Annotated in this window: 15 protein-coding genes; 5 read left to right on the top strand and 10 right to left on the bottom strand. The window is 53.5% G+C overall.

Annotated elements, in window-relative coordinates; all coding sequences use genetic code 11:
* Positions 1 to 454: 454 nt before the first annotated feature.
* The 4 genes from INP79_RS13500 to INP79_RS13485 all read right to left on the bottom strand — a co-directional run bounded on the left by INP79_RS13500 (position 455) and on the right by INP79_RS13485 (position 6387).
* Positions 455 to 3529 (bottom strand): efflux RND transporter permease subunit, encoded by a 3075-nt coding sequence (locus INP79_RS13500; protein WP_194754768.1) that lies wholly within the window; start codon positions 3527 to 3529, stop codon positions 455 to 457.
* Between the two features lie 3 nt (positions 3530 to 3532).
* The gene (locus INP79_RS13495) at positions 3533 to 4621 is read right to left on the bottom strand and encodes an efflux RND transporter periplasmic adaptor subunit (RefSeq protein ID WP_194754767.1); all 1089 of its coding nucleotides are present in this window, start codon (positions 4619 to 4621) and stop codon (positions 3533 to 3535) included.
* Positions 4618 to 5829: a TolC family protein gene (locus INP79_RS13490; RefSeq protein ID WP_194754766.1), complete on the bottom strand. Its 1212-nt coding sequence runs from the start codon at positions 5827 to 5829 to the stop codon at positions 4618 to 4620. The genes INP79_RS13495 and INP79_RS13490 overlap by 4 nt, the downstream gene beginning before the upstream one ends.
* A 123-nt stretch (positions 5830 to 5952) precedes the next feature.
* The gene (locus INP79_RS13485) at positions 5953 to 6387 is read right to left on the bottom strand and encodes a hypothetical protein (RefSeq protein ID WP_194754765.1); all 435 of its coding nucleotides are present in this window, start codon (positions 6385 to 6387) and stop codon (positions 5953 to 5955) included.
* A gap of 153 nt (positions 6388 to 6540) precedes the next feature.
* Between INP79_RS13485 and glyQ the strand changes: the two genes are divergently transcribed.
* Genes glyQ through INP79_RS13460 form a run of 5 tightly spaced genes read left to right on the top strand, consistent with a single transcriptional unit; the run spans position 6541 to position 11568 of the window.
* Entirely contained in the window at positions 6541 to 7482 is a 942-nt protein-coding gene (glyQ, locus tag INP79_RS13480; RefSeq protein WP_024930667.1) for a glycine--tRNA ligase subunit alpha, read from the top strand.
* On the top strand, positions 7479 to 9578 hold the full coding sequence (gene glyS / locus INP79_RS13475; RefSeq protein WP_194754764.1) for a glycine--tRNA ligase subunit beta: 2100 nt from the start codon (positions 7479 to 7481) through the stop codon (positions 9576 to 9578). Before glyQ ends, glyS begins: the two co-directional genes overlap by 4 nt.
* Positions 9579 to 9602: 24 nt before the next feature.
* Positions 9603 to 10145 carry a D-glycero-beta-D-manno-heptose 1,7-bisphosphate 7-phosphatase gene (gene gmhB, locus INP79_RS13470; RefSeq protein ID WP_194754763.1) on the top strand — a complete coding sequence of 181 codons (543 nt, stop codon included), beginning with the start codon at positions 9603 to 9605 and terminating at the stop codon, positions 10143 to 10145.
* The gene (locus tag INP79_RS13465) at positions 10145 to 10858 is read left to right on the top strand and encodes a 1-acyl-sn-glycerol-3-phosphate acyltransferase (protein ID WP_194754762.1); all 714 of its coding nucleotides are present in this window, start codon (positions 10145 to 10147) and stop codon (positions 10856 to 10858) included. The genes gmhB and INP79_RS13465 overlap by 1 nt, the downstream gene beginning before the upstream one ends.
* A complete protein-coding gene (locus INP79_RS13460; RefSeq protein WP_024930671.1) occupies positions 10855 to 11568 on the top strand; it encodes a M48 family metallopeptidase in 714 nt (237 codons plus the stop codon). Before INP79_RS13465 ends, INP79_RS13460 begins: the two co-directional genes overlap by 4 nt.
* Positions 11569 to 11580: 12 nt before the next feature.
* Here INP79_RS13460 and INP79_RS13455 read toward each other — a convergent pair whose 3' ends face one another.
* From INP79_RS13455 to INP79_RS13430, 6 genes are all read right to left on the bottom strand, one after another.
* Positions 11581 to 12087, bottom strand: coding sequence for an SRPBCC family protein (locus INP79_RS13455; protein ID WP_194754761.1), 507 nt, complete (start codon positions 12085 to 12087; stop codon positions 11581 to 11583).
* A gap of 66 nt (positions 12088 to 12153) precedes the next feature.
* Positions 12154 to 13077 (bottom strand): DMT family transporter, encoded by a 924-nt coding sequence (locus INP79_RS13450; RefSeq protein ID WP_194754760.1) that lies wholly within the window; start codon positions 13075 to 13077, stop codon positions 12154 to 12156.
* Between the two features lie 115 nt (positions 13078 to 13192).
* Entirely contained in the window at positions 13193 to 13420 is a 228-nt protein-coding gene (locus INP79_RS13445; protein ID WP_019883336.1) for a bacterioferritin-associated ferredoxin, read from the bottom strand.
* Positions 13421 to 13553: 133 nt separating this feature from the next.
* A complete protein-coding gene (bfr, locus tag INP79_RS13440) occupies positions 13554 to 14030 on the bottom strand; it encodes a bacterioferritin (protein WP_047516383.1) in 477 nt (158 codons plus the stop codon).
* A gap of 9 nt (positions 14031 to 14039) precedes the next feature.
* Positions 14040 to 14528: a bacterioferritin gene (gene bfr, locus INP79_RS13435; RefSeq protein WP_047516385.1), complete on the bottom strand. Its 489-nt coding sequence runs from the start codon at positions 14526 to 14528 to the stop codon at positions 14040 to 14042.
* A 171-nt stretch (positions 14529 to 14699) separates the two neighbouring features.
* Positions 14700 to 15290: an SCO family protein gene (locus INP79_RS13430; protein ID WP_194754759.1), complete on the bottom strand. Its 591-nt coding sequence runs from the start codon at positions 15288 to 15290 to the stop codon at positions 14700 to 14702.
* Positions 15291 to 15343: the final 53 nt, after the last annotated feature.

Raw genomic sequence — 15343 nt, 5'->3', positions numbered from 1 at the left:
TGACGGGCGGCAATCAAAAACTCGCTCCTACGGAGCTCAAACAGTTGCTTGCCGAAGACTCCCGTCAACCCTGCGTTGCTCGGCGCGGCAGATGGGGGCCCGAAAACCAGTGAGCGCCACGATGGTTGGACTATCCAACCGTTCAAATTGTTACGCTGTGAGTTTGGCGAGATCAATCCCATTCCATCACGCTGAGTCGCGGAGACAAAATAAGAGAAGAGGGAGCGACTGTCCGAATCCCGCGGTGGGCTGCGTAGTTTGCAGCCCGCTAGGATGAGTTTCGTGACCGGCTTATTTTGTTGAGCAACGTAAGGGAGCCGTAGGCCGTGATGGCTGGGTGTCTTCCTCTTTGGTTACTTTCTGGGGGACAAGCACCAGAAAGTGACTCGCCAACAGGCGAAAAAGGTGTTTGTTTAACGCTCCATTCTAAAGCTCCAAAGAATTAATTTCTCATTTAATCCACTCTCTCTTTACCAAAAAAATGCTGATACAAAATCGGCAATACAAACAACGTCAAAAACGTTGCTGTAATCAACCCGCCAATCACCACAATCGCCAATGGCCGTTGAATCTCCGCCCCCGGTCCTGTTGCAAACAATAGTGGAATCAGGCCAAACGCGGTAATACTGGCGGTCATCAGCACTGGCCGTAATCGGCGTTTGGCGCCTTCATAAGCGATATGGCTCGCAGCCATGCCTTGCTCTGCCAGATGCTGGAAGTGGCTCACCATGACCACACCATTAAGCACAGCAATGCCTAGCAAAGCAATAAAGCCCACGGAGGCGGGCACTGACAGGTATTCACCCGAGAGCCACAAGGCAAACACACCACCTATCATGGCGAACGGAATATTCGCGAGTACGAGCAGCGCTTTGGGGAATGAACCAAAAGTCATGAATAGCAGCAGTGCGATCAGCACAATCGCGATCGGGATAACGATGCTGAGACGTGCCGCGGCGCGTTGTTGGTTCTCGAACTGGCCGCCCCATACCAGCCAGTAGCCTTCGGGAAGTTTGATTTGTTGTGTGACTTTCTGTTTGGCTTCTTCGACAAAGCTCACCAGGTCGCGATCTTTGACGTTGGCGGTGACGACGACCATGCGGTTGCCACGTTCACGGTCGATTTTGACCGGACCTTCTTCACGCACAACATTCGCAACGCTGGACAGTGGCACAGTGCCGCCTTGTGGCAGTGCGAGCATGAGCTGGCTGAAGTCTGAAGCGGACTCACGTACCACCTGGCTGCCACGCAGCAGTATCGGCGTGCGGCGGTTGCCTTCGAGCACGATGCCCAGCAGTTTGCCTTCGAGCTGGCTTTGCAGCAGGGCGTTGATATCAGACACGCTGAGTCCCAACCTGCCTGCGGCCACGCGGTCTATTTTTATTTGCAGGTATTGCACACCACTGTTTTGCGGGGTGTAGACATCCTGGTTGCCAGGGATAGACTCTAGTACTTTGATGATTTGCTGCGCTTTCTGGTCAAGCACTTTGAGGTCGGTGCCAAAAATCTTCAGGGCTAAATCTCCGCGTACGCCGAGGATCATTTCGTTGACGCGCATTTCAATCGGTTGCGTGAAGTTGTAATCCAAGCCAGGCACGCTTTGCATGACGTGGCGCAGTTTTTCGATCAGTGCTGCTTTATCGGCAACTTGCCATTGCGCGCGCGGTTTAAGTAGCAGGAAGTTGTCGGTCTGGTTAATGCCCATGGGATCCAGGCCAAGTTCGTCCGAGCCAGCTCTGGAATAAACGCCCTGGATTTCCGGCACTTGTTGCAGCAGGGTTTGTTGCAGGTGGCTATCGGTGGCAACACTTTGTGCTAATGAAATCGAAGGCAGTTTTTCGGTGCCGATAATGACATCGCCTTCGTCCATGGTGGGCATAAAGGTTTTGCCTATCAGTGGATAGATGACCACGGTCAGCGCCAGCAGGATGGCGGCCACTAGCAGCACCGGGCGTTTGTGTTGCATGGTGGTGCGCAGGCTGCGGGCGTACCAGCGATTGAGGTGGCGGATTAGCCATGGGTCTTCAGCGGCATGGTCCTGGATCAGGAACGATGCCAGCACTGGGATGATGGTCAGTGAGAGCAGCAACGAGGAACCGAGCGCAAACATGATGCTAAGCGCGACTGGGGCAAACAGTTTGCCCTCCAGCCCTTGCAAGGTGAGCAGGGGTAAAAACACCGTAATAATAATCACGATGCCTGCACTGACCGGCACGCTGACCTCACGCATGGCGGCTAGGATAATACTAACTTTGTTTTGCTCAGGCGTTTTTTGCGCATGCGCCAGATGGTCGACGATGTTTTCGACCACCACCACGGCAGAGTCGACCAGCATGCCGATGGCAATCGCCAGGCCGCCTAATGACATCAGGTTAGCTGACATACCGTAGCGCTGCATCAGCCAGAACGTTGCCAGCATGGATAGTGGCAGCGCGCAGGCGACGGTAAGTGCGGCACGCAGGTTACCCAAAAACAATACCAGCAACACCAGCACCAGCACGACGGCTTCCATCAACGCTTTATTCACCGTGTGTACGGCCTGTTCTACCAGGTTGCCGCGGTCGTAAAACACTTCAATTTTGACCCCTTTAGGCAATGCGGGGGCGATTTCCGCCAGTTTGGCACGTACGCCTTCTACCACTTGCCGGGCGTTGGCCCCACGCAATCCCAACACCAGGCCTTCGACGGCTTCGCCTTTGCCATTACGGCTAACGGCGCCATAGCGCGTCAAGGCACCGATGCGTACTTCTGCCACATCGCCTATGCGTACTGGGCTACCTGGGTGACCTTTTAGTACGGTGTTACGCACATCATCCAGCGTCTTGAAGGCGCCTTCGGCCCGCACCAGCAAGGACTCTTCGCCATCTTGCAGGCGACCCGCACCATCGTTGTGGTTATTGTCGCTGATCGCTAGCTGCAACTCACTAAGCGCAATGCCACGCGCCTGCAATTTGGCATTGTCGGGCACGATTTCAAAGCTGCGGACCAAGCCGCCCAGCGCGTTGACGTCAGCGACACCAGGCACAGTACGCAAACGCGGACGAATCACCCAGTCGAGCAGGGAGCGTTTTTCCTGCAGGCTCAGCGTGTCTGATTCAATGGTAAACATAAACATCTCACCCAGCGGGGTGGTCATGGGCGCGATACCGCCGGAGACTTGGGCGGGCAAATTGGGCCAGGCATTGTTGAGGCGCTCTGTGACCTGCTGGCGCGCCCAGTAAATATCGGTGCCGTCCTCAAAGTCGATAGTGATGTCGGTCAGTGCGTATTTGGCCACCGCGCGCAAACTGGTTTGCTTGGGGATACCCAGCATCTCGACTTCAATCGGCGCGGTAATCCTCGCCTCGACTTCTTCCGGTGTCATGCCGGGCGATTTGATGATGATTTTGACCTGCGTGGAAGAGACGTCCGGGAACGCATCAATCGGGATGGTTTGATACGCGGTCCAGCCAGCGAATAGCAAGCCGATGGCAAAGACGCAGATGAGCAACCTTTGCTTGAGCGAGGTTTCTATGAGCCAATTGAGCATGATCTACTCCCCACCCAGGCCAAGCCAGTGGCCTTTCAGCGCGGCCACGCCTTGCACGGCGATGGTCTCGTTGCCACGTAAATCGGCTTGTACGGTTAACTGCTGGTCTTGTTCCAGCATGACCTTCACTGGTGTCACCGCTATGCCCTTGGCCTGCTGCACAAAGATCACTGCTTGCTCGCCTTGTCTGGCCACTGCGCTTCTGGGCACGGCAAAACTGCCTTGTGTGGTTTGTTCCACCAGCGCCACATCGACCACTTGCCCCGCGGAGAGCTGTTCTGCGCCCTGACTGATCGTGGCCCGCACTTGGGTCGTCTGGTTGTTTTTATTCAACTGCCGTAATACGGTGTCAACCTTGGCCGTCAAGTTGTGCTTAGGCAGGCGCACTGCGGCACCGGGGCGCAATTGCTGGGCTTGCGCGATGGGTACTTGTATCATCAGCCATAAGGGTGTCGGGTTGCTGATGGTATAGATCGGCATCGCCATATCCACGCGTGCGCCTACCTGCTGTTGCTGCTCCATAATCTGCCCGCTGATAGGCGCGATAATCGCCATGCCATTTTGCATGCTGCGCTTTTGCGCCAGTTGCTGGATTTGGCCGTCACTCATGCCCGCCAGTTTCAAGGTCTGTTTGCGCTCGTGCATCAGTGCCTGGCTGGTTTCATAAGCGCTTTGTGTTTCCTGCATGCGGCGCTGGGCAATAATGCCATCTTTAAACAATTCCTGATCGCGTTTGAGCGCCTGCTCGTGCAGCCTGGCCTGGGTGTCACTTTGCAAATAGTTGCTTTGCAAGGCCACTAAATCCGGGCTGCTGAGTTGGCCGATGACCTGGCCTTGTTTGACGCTATCCCCCACGCTGACGATGAGTCGCGTAATCAAGCCACCCTGTGGCGCGGTGACGATGCGGGTTTGTGTCGGCGGTAACACCACTTCTGCCGGATAACTGGCGGATAGGCCCTCTTGCTGGGCTTGCAAATGGCCCCATTGCACTTGCATCTGTTTGAGTTGTGCGGGTGAGAGCGGTAATAGGGTAGCTGCCGAGGTGTGCAACGACAGGCAAATTGAGCTGATTAAAAACAGAATTCTTTTCATGGCAGGACTCCTACGGCCTGGTTGTATTTGGCAATGTTCCATTGCACTTGTAGCTGCTGGCTGCTTAAGCTGCGTTCAGCTTCAAAGGCCAGTAATTGCAGGCGTAATAATTGGTTGAGATCGAGTTCGCCCAAACGATAGGCTTTGCGCGCCAGGGCTGCGTTTTCGCTGGCGATGGCTTGTTGCTGTTGAATCAGGGTGAGTTCCTGGCGGCTGACATGCAGGTTATGCTCGGCTTCGTGCAGGTTGTTTTCCAACTGGCGGCGCAAAGTTTCCAGCTGGGTGCGCGCATCGCCGATGTTCTGCTCGGCATTGGCCAACAGGGGGGCGCGTTGCACTTCGCTTTGTAGCGGAATATTGATCGCTACGCCCATGCTGGAGTTGTAGGCGTAATCAAAGCCGCCCTGGATGGTACGCGTGCTGAGTGTGAGCTGCGGGTTTTGCCGCTGCTCTATCATGGTCAGGTCGCGTTGGCCTTCTGCCAGCTTGACCTTGGCTTGCGCGGCCTGCCAGTAAGGCGAGTCGGCGTAGTCTTCACGGGTCGATAGTGACTCTTCCAGTTTTGCCGGAATTTCGTTTAGTCCAGTGAGTTGCTGGTAGCGGAATTGCGCATGCATGAGCTCGGCATGGGCAGTCACGCGCAGACGTTCGGCTTGCAGGGTTTCCTGGTCTACCTGCATCACCTCCAGCTTGGCTACTTCGCCAGCCTTAAAGCGTTTTTGTACATCTTCGGTCAGGCTGCGCATGGTGTTGCGGCGGGCATCAGCCAGGTCGACGTCGCTGTGGCGCATGGCGATATCCCAGACCGCATTGCGTAGCAGGTCTGCGGCCAGTTGCTGCAAGCCCGCTCGGTCTTGTGACAGGCTGTCATCGGCCAGGCTGGCGACCTGGCTGCGCGCCTGGCGCTGGCCGGGTAACCAGATCGGGATTTGTACTTGCGCTTGCCATTCACGCTCGTCACGGTTGCTCATCAAGGCATCGTTTTGATGCGAGAAGCCGACTGACGGTGCTTGCGGCAACCAGCTGTTGGCCATGGTGCGGCGCGCCTGCACCATCTGCTGATGCGCGGCCAGCAAGGATTGCTGTGGGTGAATCGCGACAACCTGCTGCAAGACCTCATGCAGGCTCAAGCGCGGATTGGCTGCAACCGTGTCTTCGTGATCGCTGGCCAGGTTGGCCATGCTTTCGGCCATGGCATGGCTCATCATCAGCCATATGCCGCATGCGATTAACCGGGAGTGAAGCACTCCCCGAGATAGATGAAACATAGATTCTCCTGAACAAAACAGGCAAACGGATGGCGATTGCCAACCGATGCGTTAGGTGTTTGTTCAGGCGTGAGGGGGCGCGCGAGGGTTATGGCGGCTAAGCGGGGACGGATGAAGGACGCTGTCGTGTTGCTGTCGTTCAAATTGGCGACGTGGCAGCGCTAGCACTAAGGACAATAACAGGAGGGCAGGTATCAGTGCGGGCAGCCAAAGGCTCGCAAGCGCATCAATCAATGACAATAAGGTATTACTTTCACTGATGGCCTGGCCCAAACCTATAATTTGACCATGCGATTTATCTGAGTGCATATGCCAGTGAAACGGGTGTTTGGAAGTTTCGGCCTGATCATGCAGTGCAGGAATATCCACCATGTGCATGTGCGGGCCATCGTCAGCCGCCGTATCGCCTGCCGCATGGGCGTGCATCAGCGGCGCAATGGTTTGCAGCAAGGCAAACCATAACGTCAGCAACAATACCCATGTGCGGTAGGATTTCATGTGCTCAATCTACCAAATTTTATGTGATGCCACAATCGCAAAAAACCGTAAAAAAACCATCTAACTCTTATAACGGGTCAGCAATGCGATTTCTTAACCTAGTCTGAATCAGGTAAAATATTCGTTTTACAATCAAACGGATCAGGCGCGATGGTGCTGACCTTTCAACAAATTATTTTAAAGCTTCAGGAATACTGGGACAAACAAGGCTGCACTTTGTTGCAACCTTACGATATGGAAGTCGGCGCAGGCACCAGCCACACCGCGACTTTTTTACGCGCATTGGGCCCTGAGCCCTGGAAAGCTGCCTATGTGCAACCCAGCCGCCGCCCGAAAGATGGCCGCTATGGGGAGAACCCTAACCGTTTGCAACATTACTACCAATATCAGGTAGTGCTGAAACCAGCCCCGGCCAATATCCTCGAGCTCTACCTGGGCTCACTCGAAGCGCTGGGCTTTAATCTGCAAGAGAACGACATCCGCTTTGTGGAAGATGACTGGGAAAATCCGACACTGGGCGCCTGGGGCCTGGGCTGGGAAGTCTGGCTCAATGGCATGGAAGTGACGCAGTTTACCTACTTCCAGCAAGTCGGCGGCATTAACTGTAAGCCGATTACTGGTGAGATCACTTATGGCCTGGAGCGTTTGGCCATGTATCTGCAAGGTGTGGAAAACGTTTATGACCTGGAGTATTCGCCTGGCGTCAAATACGGTGATGTGTTCCACCAGAATGAGGTTGAGCAATCGACCTATAACTTTGAGCACTCGGATGCTGACTTCCTGTTCACCGCTTTTAATGCTTATGAAAAACAGGCCAAGCACCTGATGGAAGTGAAACTCGCTTTACCTGCTTATGAACAAGTATTGAAAGCGGCGCACACCTTTAACTTGTTGGATGCGCGTGGTGCTATTTCCGTCACTGAGCGTGCCGCATACATCGGCCGTATCCGTAACCTGGCCCGCGCTGTGGCCGCCAGTTACCTGGATAGCCGTGCCCGCCTGGGCTTCCCGATGGCGCCTAAAGCCTGGGCTGATGAAGTCATCGCCAAAATTGAGAGCGAACAAGCCGAACAAAACAAGAAAGCCGCCGCATGAGTACCCGCAACCTGTTAGTTGAATTATTTGTAGAAGAACTGCCACCCAAAGTATTAAAAAAACTGGGTGAGTCTTTCAGTGGTGTGCTGGCTGACAGCCTGAAAGCTTCAGGCCTGTTGGTGGATGGCAGCGCGGTGACTACCTTTGCTTCACCGCGTCGCCTGGCTGCGCATATTACGCAGGTGTCGGCAAAAGCGGCCGATAAACAAGTCGCACAAAAACTGATGCCAGCCACGGTTGGCCTGGATGCCAATGGCAACGCCACGCCCGCCTTGCTGAAAAAACTGCAGGCCTTGGGCGAGGATGAAAGTGCCGTCTCCAAGCTGCGCACAGAAAATGATGGCAAGGCGGATGTGTTGTTCCTGTATGCGACACAAGCCGGGGCTATCTTGCATGAAGGTCTGCAAAAAGCGCTGGATGAGACGCTGGCCAAATTGCCTATTCCCAAAGTGATGACTTACCAGATTAATGATGGCTGGCAGAGTGTGAACTTTGTGCGTCCGGCGCATGGCCTAGTGGCATTGCATGGTGATGTCGTTGTGCCTGTGTCTGTGCTGGGCTTGTCTGCGGGTAATACGACCCAGGGTCACCGCTTTGAGGCCAAGCAGCCAGTCGTTACCCTCACTTCTGCTGACACTTATGCGCAGCAATTGACCGATGAAGGTGCGGTGATTGCCGGGTTTGATGCGCGTCGTGCCGAGATTGTGAAACAACTGCAAGCCGCTGCTGACAAGCAAGGCCTGAAGCCAATTGAAGATGAGGCGTTGCTGGATGAAGTGACTGCTCTGGTGGAACGTCCTAACGTGTTGCTGGGCCAGTTTGAAGAAGAGTTCCTGGCTGTGCCGCAAGAGTGTCTGATCCTGACCATGAAGGCCAACCAGAAATATTTCCCGTTGCTGGATGCGAGCGGCAAGCTGACGAATAAGTTTTTAATCGTCTCTAACATCAATCCCGCTAATGCCAGCAAGGTCATCGGTGGCAACGAGCGCGTGGTACGTCCGCGCCTGGCGGATGCCAAGTTCTTCTTTGACCAGGACCGTAAAAAAACACTGGAAAGCCGTTTGCCAGGCCTGGGTAAGGTGGTGTACCACAACAAGCTCGGTTCGCAAGGTGAGCGCAATGAGCGCGTGGTGGCGATTGCGTCTGCCATGGCCCAGCAGATTGGTGGTGACGGTTTTGTCGCCAAAGTGGCGCAAGCCGCCCGTTTGTCCAAGATTGACTTGCTGACCGATATGGTCGGTGAGTTCCCTGAGTTGCAGGGCATTATGGGCCGTTACTACGCCCAGCATGAGGGTTTGGCCGATGACGTGGCCTATGCGATTGAAGACCATTACCGTCCACGCTTTGCCGGTGACGAATTGCCGCGTAGCCAGGTCGGTGTGGTGGTGGCCTTGGCCGATAAACTGGAAACGCTGGTTGGCCTGTTCAGCATCGGTGAAAAACCGACCGGTGACAAGGATCCGTTTGCCTTGCGTAGGCAGGCACTGGGCATTTTGCGCATGCTGATGGAAACCGATTTGCCATTAGCTTTTGACCAGTTGATTGCACAAACCCTGAGTGTGTTTAATGGTAGCCAAGAAGTGGCTGAAGCTATCAAAGCCTTCTGTTTTGACCGCTTGGCCGTGAACCTGCGTGACCAGGGCGCGAGTGCGCAAGAGGTGGATGCGGTATTGTCATTGTCACCGAATCAGTTAGCCGAAGTGCCACGCCGTTTAAGCGCAGTGCAGGCCTTTGCCAATTTGGCCGAGGCGCCTGCGCTGGCGGCTGCCAACAAGCGTGTGTCTAATATCCTGAAAAAGGTAGAAGGTGACGTGAAAGCCGAGGTGAAGGCCGAGTTATTGCAAGAGCCTGCTGAACAAGCCTTGCATCAGGCGCTGGCAGCGGCCAAGCCTAAAGCGGATCAGCTGTTTGAAACCGGTGATTACACGGGTTCTTTGCAAGCGCTGGCGGTGTTGAAGGCCCCAGTCGATACATTCTTTGATGCCGTGATGGTGAATGCAGATGATCCAGCACTCAAGGCCAACCGCCTAGGCTTGCTGGCGACCTTGCATCAGGCCATGAATCGTGTCGCTGACTTGTCCAAGTTGGCCAGTTAATCTCTTGCCGTCAGGAGTTTATGCATGAAATTAGTCATTCTCGACCGTGACGGCGTGATTAACCGCGACAGCGCGACCTTTATCAAGAATCCCAACGAGTGGATTCCGATTCCTGGCAGCCTGGAAGCGATTGCGCGGCTCAATCAGCATGGTTATCGCGTAGCCGTGGCGACCAATCAATCCGGCATTGCGCGTGGCTATTTCGATATGGCCACGCTGAATGCCATTCACGACAAAATGCATAAAGCGCTGGCGCAAGTGGGCGGCCGCATTGATGCCGTGTTTTACTGCCCGCATGCCGCCGATGACCATTGTGATTGCCGCAAGCCCAATACCGGTATGCTGGAGGAGATCAGCCGCCGTTTTAATGTCGAGCTGACCCAGGTGCCTGGCGTGGGCGATGCATTGCGTGATTTGCAGGCGTTTGCCAAAGCCGGTTGTCAGCCCTATCTGGTGCGCACGGGTAAGGGTGAAGAAACCTATAACCTGGCTGATGTCCCCGAGAGTACTATCGTCGTTGCCGATCTGGCGGCGGCTGTTCAAGACATTATTGCAGGTGACAGATAATGCAAAAAGCCGTGTTGTATGCGCGCGCCTTGCTGTTTTATGTGGGGTTGGTAGCACTGACGATTCCTTTTTCTTTACTGGCGATTGTGCTGAGGCCATTACCGGCAGTGACGCGTTCGCGTTGGGTCAGTGGCTGGGCATATAGCGTGTTGTGGTGGCTCAAGGTGACGTGCAATTTGCGTTATGCCGTCACCGGGCGTGAGCATATTCCTGCCAGCGCGCATATTATTCTGTCCAAACACCAGTCTGCCTGGGAGACCATCGGCTTGCAGTGCATTTTTCCGCCGCAAATCTGGGTGATGAAAAAAGAGTTGCTGATGATCCCTTTTCTGGGCTGGGCATTCTGGGCGCTGGATGCGATCCCCATTGACCGCAGTGCTGGCCGCGAGGCATTGAAAAAACTGGTCAACAATGGCAAAGACCGTTTGCGGCAAGGCTTGAGTGTGGTGATTTTCCCGGAAGGTACGCGTACAGCACCTGGTCATCGTGGTAAATATCATATCGGTGGCGCCTGGCTGGCATCGCATAGCGAAACCACCGTGGTGCCAGTCGCACATAATGCCGGGCGCTTCTGGCGCAAAAATTCCATCCTTAAATATCCAGGTGTGATCCAGGTGGTCATCGGCCAGCCAATTGATACCAAAGGCCTCAAGCCAGATGCGGTCAATAAACAGGTTGAAGACTGGATTGAAGCCGAGATGTTAAACCTGTGATTGAGCAACGCTTGCAATTGCCCAATGGGCAAAGCATCCAATACCTGCTCGACCTGCGCGCACGCAGAACCATCGGCCTTAAAATCACTGCCAATGGCCTGGTAGTGCACGCCCCCAAACGTATTTCAGCCACGCAGCTGCAGCAAGTCCTGTTAGAAAAATCCGGCTGGATACAGCAAAAGCTGGCCTTGCGTGAAGCCAATCAGGTCGCGCCCATGCAATGGCAGGATGGCGAGCCGCTGTTGTTTATGGGGCAGGATATCGTGTTGACGCTACAACACCATGCCACCAATAAAGCAGTGACGCTACAAGGCAACCAGTTGCTGGTCAGGTCGCCGCAGATCGACCAGCCAGCCTTTGTCGCCCGCAAAGTACTGCAATGGTATGCGCAGCAAGCGCTGCCAGACTTCACGCGCCGGGTAGAGCTCATCGCCGCGCAAATGGGCGAGAAAGTCAGCGCCGTCGGTCTTTCCAATGCCAGGTCGCGCTGGGGCAGTTGTAACAGCCGCAAGCAAATCCGCTTGAACTGGCGCTTGATTCAAGCGCCGCCCCATGTCATTCAATATGTGGTTTGCCACGAAATGGCACATTTGAAAGAAATGAACCATTCGGCCAGGTTTTATGCCGTACAGGCCAGCTTGTTCCCACGCTATGTGCAGGCCGAGAAGGATTTAAAAGCGCTGTCGCCAATATTGCATCGTATGGCCTGAGTGTATTGCCGTTTACCTGGCTTTTTTGATTTCGGCTACTAGCTGGTCGAGTACGATTCCCCAACCCTCCTGAAATCCCATGGCTTCGTGACGTTGTTTAGACGCGGCATCTGCATGCAAGGCGTACGCTGTATATAAAGTCCCGCGAGCCGAGGGTGTCAACACGATGCTGGCCGTCATCATCAGTTCGGCACATTCATGTCCAGGCGTTTGCTCGGGGATTTTTACCGGCCTGAAGTCGGCTTCAAGGGCGTTGGTCCAAGTCAGTTTCTGGTTGGGAATCACTTCGAGGTAGCAGCCGCTGTTAGGGAAACTCTGCCCTTCTGGCGACTGCATCGTGGTGCGGAACGCCCCGCCTGGCCGCAGGTCGATTTCGCAGTCTACCGTTTTCCAGGGGCGTGGACAGAACCAGGCCTTAAGATGCTCAGGGGTTGTCCATGCCTGCCAGATTTCAGCCGGGGAGACATCGACTTCTCTTTCCAAAACCAGGTCGAGTGCCGGATTAAGCGTGATCGACATTTCATTTCTCCTTGTGGGTAAATAGGCTGTCAAAGCTGGTCTATAAAAACAGACCTTTTTAAATGTTTAAAGTTTGGTGGGGGATGTGTTTACCTGCCTGTTTGCTAGCCAGATACCGCAAAAGATGGTCAGCATGCCCGCTAGTTGATAGGCATGAAAAGGCTCTTTTAACAACAGGCTGGAAAGCAGCGAGCCAAAAATCGGCATGGCATGAATAAAGACACTGGCCCGTACCGAGCCCACCAGACTGACCGCCTTTGCATAGGCCAGAAAGGCAATCACCGACGGGAAAATGCCGATATATAGCAGCGTCCATATGGTCTGCGCGTGTTCGATATGGGCAGTGGTGGTTTGGCTTTCCCAGGCATAGAGCGGTAGCAGCAATGCTAAAGCGATGAGCACCTGGCAGAGCATCAGTCCGCTGCGGTCTATCGTGGCAGGAATCTGTTTCAGCCACAAAGTGAATAGTGCCCAGCAAATCATGGCTAAAAAGATAATCACGTCGCCGGGTGCAAAGGCCAGTGTGAGTAGTACCTGCAAATCGCCGTGAGAGACAACGGTGAGTACGCCAGCGAGTGAGACCAGTAGCCCGAGTAATTGATTGCCCGGCAAATGTTGCCGATAAAGCAGAAAGCCAAAAATTGCCACCAGGAATGGAATGAATGAATTGAGGATAATGCCATTGGTCGTGCTGGTCGTATGCAAGCCCCAATATACCAGCAAATTAAAGGTGGCAACGCCAGTAATCGCTGTGCCCAGCACATGCCAGCGATAAGCCAGGTAGTGGGTACGATCACGTAAAAAAGGCTTGAGTGCAAACGGTAGCAGGCAGAGTGTGGCAAGCCCCCAGCGGATTAGTGATAACGCCACTGGCGGGACATCGGCGCTGACAGCGCGCCCGGCGATAAAGTTACCGGCCCAGAACAGCGGCGGTAGCAATAATAGAACTAATGTGCGCCAGTCTAATTTGGTGTTTGAGGGGTTTGCCATGCCTATGAGGGAATGATGGACAAGCGCAGATTGTAGTAGGCAATGCGGCTAGCAGCAAAGCATGTTTGGTGAAATAAAAAAGGGGCTGATCGCCCCTTTTTTTAAACTGGATGAATCAGGCAGCGCCTAATTGTACGGGTGTTAACTGAATCAGTTTTTTAACCAGGCCGGGATGCTGTTCTGCGTGCGCTTCTTTCAGGCAGGCCTTTGCGCAGCTGGCACATTTGCCGCATTCCGCTCCAACGCCTAATTGTTCTTTCAAATGCTTCACGGTTTTTGCACCATTTCTCACCGCCTGGTGAACTTGACGCTCAGTTACTGCATTACACACGCAAACGTACATATTGCCTCTCTAAGATTACTAATGATAATTATTATCATTTATTGAGAGTTTGTCAAGGTTAAATTGGTTCCTGACAGCCAAGAAAAAAGCCGCTTTCGCGGCTTAATTCAACAGCTTATATACAGGCCGGGGGTTAGTCGGACTCAATCTGTGATTGCAGATAATTTGGCAAGGTCACATCTGTGATCAGGCGTTGCTGGGTTTCCAGCCAGTCGACGGCTTCTTCGCAGGCTTCCAGCAACTCGGTCAGCAAATCGCGCGTCACGTAGTCTTGCAGTTTCTCTGCTTCAGCAATCGCTTCAACCAGCTGCGGGTGCTGCACTTCTTTTTCAAAGCTGAGGTCGCCTTGCAGGCATTCCACCACGTCTTCGCCAATCAGCAGCTTGCCCAGATTTTGCAAGTTGGGCAGACCATCCAGAAACAGGATGCGCTCAATCACTTCATCGGCTTCTTTCATCACGCGGATGGATTGTTTGTATTGGTAATCGTTGAGTTTTTCCAGGCCCCATTTTTTAAACATGCGCGCATGCAAAAAATACTGGTTAATCGAGGTCAGCTGGTTTTTAAGCACCTTGTTCAAGGTGACGATGATTTGTTTATCGCCTTTCATGCGAACTCCTTATCCTGCCGCCGGGCTGTTATTCATTTGGCTTTGGCAATAGTTTTCCATGCCGACCAGTTTGATCAGGCTGAGTTGTTTTTCCAGCCAGTAAGCATGATCCATTTCGGTGTCATCCAGCTGCACCAGCAGCATTTCGCGGCTGACAAAGTCTTGCGCTTGTTCACAGGCTTCGATGGCTTTTTTCAGGTGTTTGACCACGGTATATTCCAGTGCCAGGTCAGACTCCAGCATGGACTTCACGTCTTTGCCAATGTTGAGCGCATCGCGCTTGGCCAGGTTGGGTTTGCCTTCGAGGAACAGGATGCGCTGGATCAGTGCACGAGCATGTTCGCGTTCATGTAAGGATTCATGCAGAATGCGCTCTGAGATCACGCTGAGCCCCATGTCAGCATACATTTCACCGTGAATGAGGTATTGGTCGGTGGCGGATAATTCGCCCGCCAGCAAGTCATTCAAAATGTCTATAATTTTTTTATCGCCTTTCATTTCCGGCTCCTGTTTGCATTTTTGATGCAGCCATCATACAGGAAAACAGAAATGATGCAATTAAAAATATTGACGTAACTATTTGATTTTAAATAATATTTTAAATAAAAATCTAAATGAAAATCGTTCTTGATGTGCTTGGTGGGATAGATTCCTGACAGCATTCAAGGCTTACAGCAACAGCTGCAAATCATGGGCAATATTCTCCGGTTTTTCGCCGTATCCCAGGTAAATGCGCGGTGCGCCGGTTTTATCAAATACATATAGTCCCGCGCTATGGTCCATGGTGTAGCCAGATTTGCCTGGCTCGCTGACTTTGGCGGCATACACTTTGTATTCACTCAGGTTGGCCGCGACCTCGGCCTCGGTGCCACGCAAGCCAATAAAGCGCGGGTCAAAGCCCGGTACAAACTGCGCCAGCACTTCTTGCGTATCGCGTTCAGGATCTACCGTCACAAACAATACTTGCACGTCATTGGCTTTGTCGCCCAGCAGTTTCATGGTTTGCTTGAGGTCACTCATGGTGGTCGGGCACACGTCCGGGCAATGCGTGTAGCCAAAAAACAGCACGACGACCTTGCCTTTAAAGTCTTCCATGCTGCGTAACTTGCCGGTGTGGTCAGTCAGTGACAACGGTTTGCCAAACTGGGTGCCGGTTAAATCGGTGCCGATAAAGCTGGCGGAACTGCCCTGCTGGCAAGCGACCAACAGGCTGGTCAGTAGGATGAATGCCAGATAAACCCACTTAAAACGCACAGACATGCAAAAAATCCTTGTAAATCATCATTGAAATGGATTCTAGCATAGGCGAAAAG

Source organism: Methylophilus sp. QUAN, assembly GCF_015354445.1.
Lineage (GTDB): Bacteria > Pseudomonadota > Gammaproteobacteria > Burkholderiales > Methylophilaceae > Methylophilus.
This window is presented reverse-complemented; position numbering and strand designations above follow the sequence as displayed.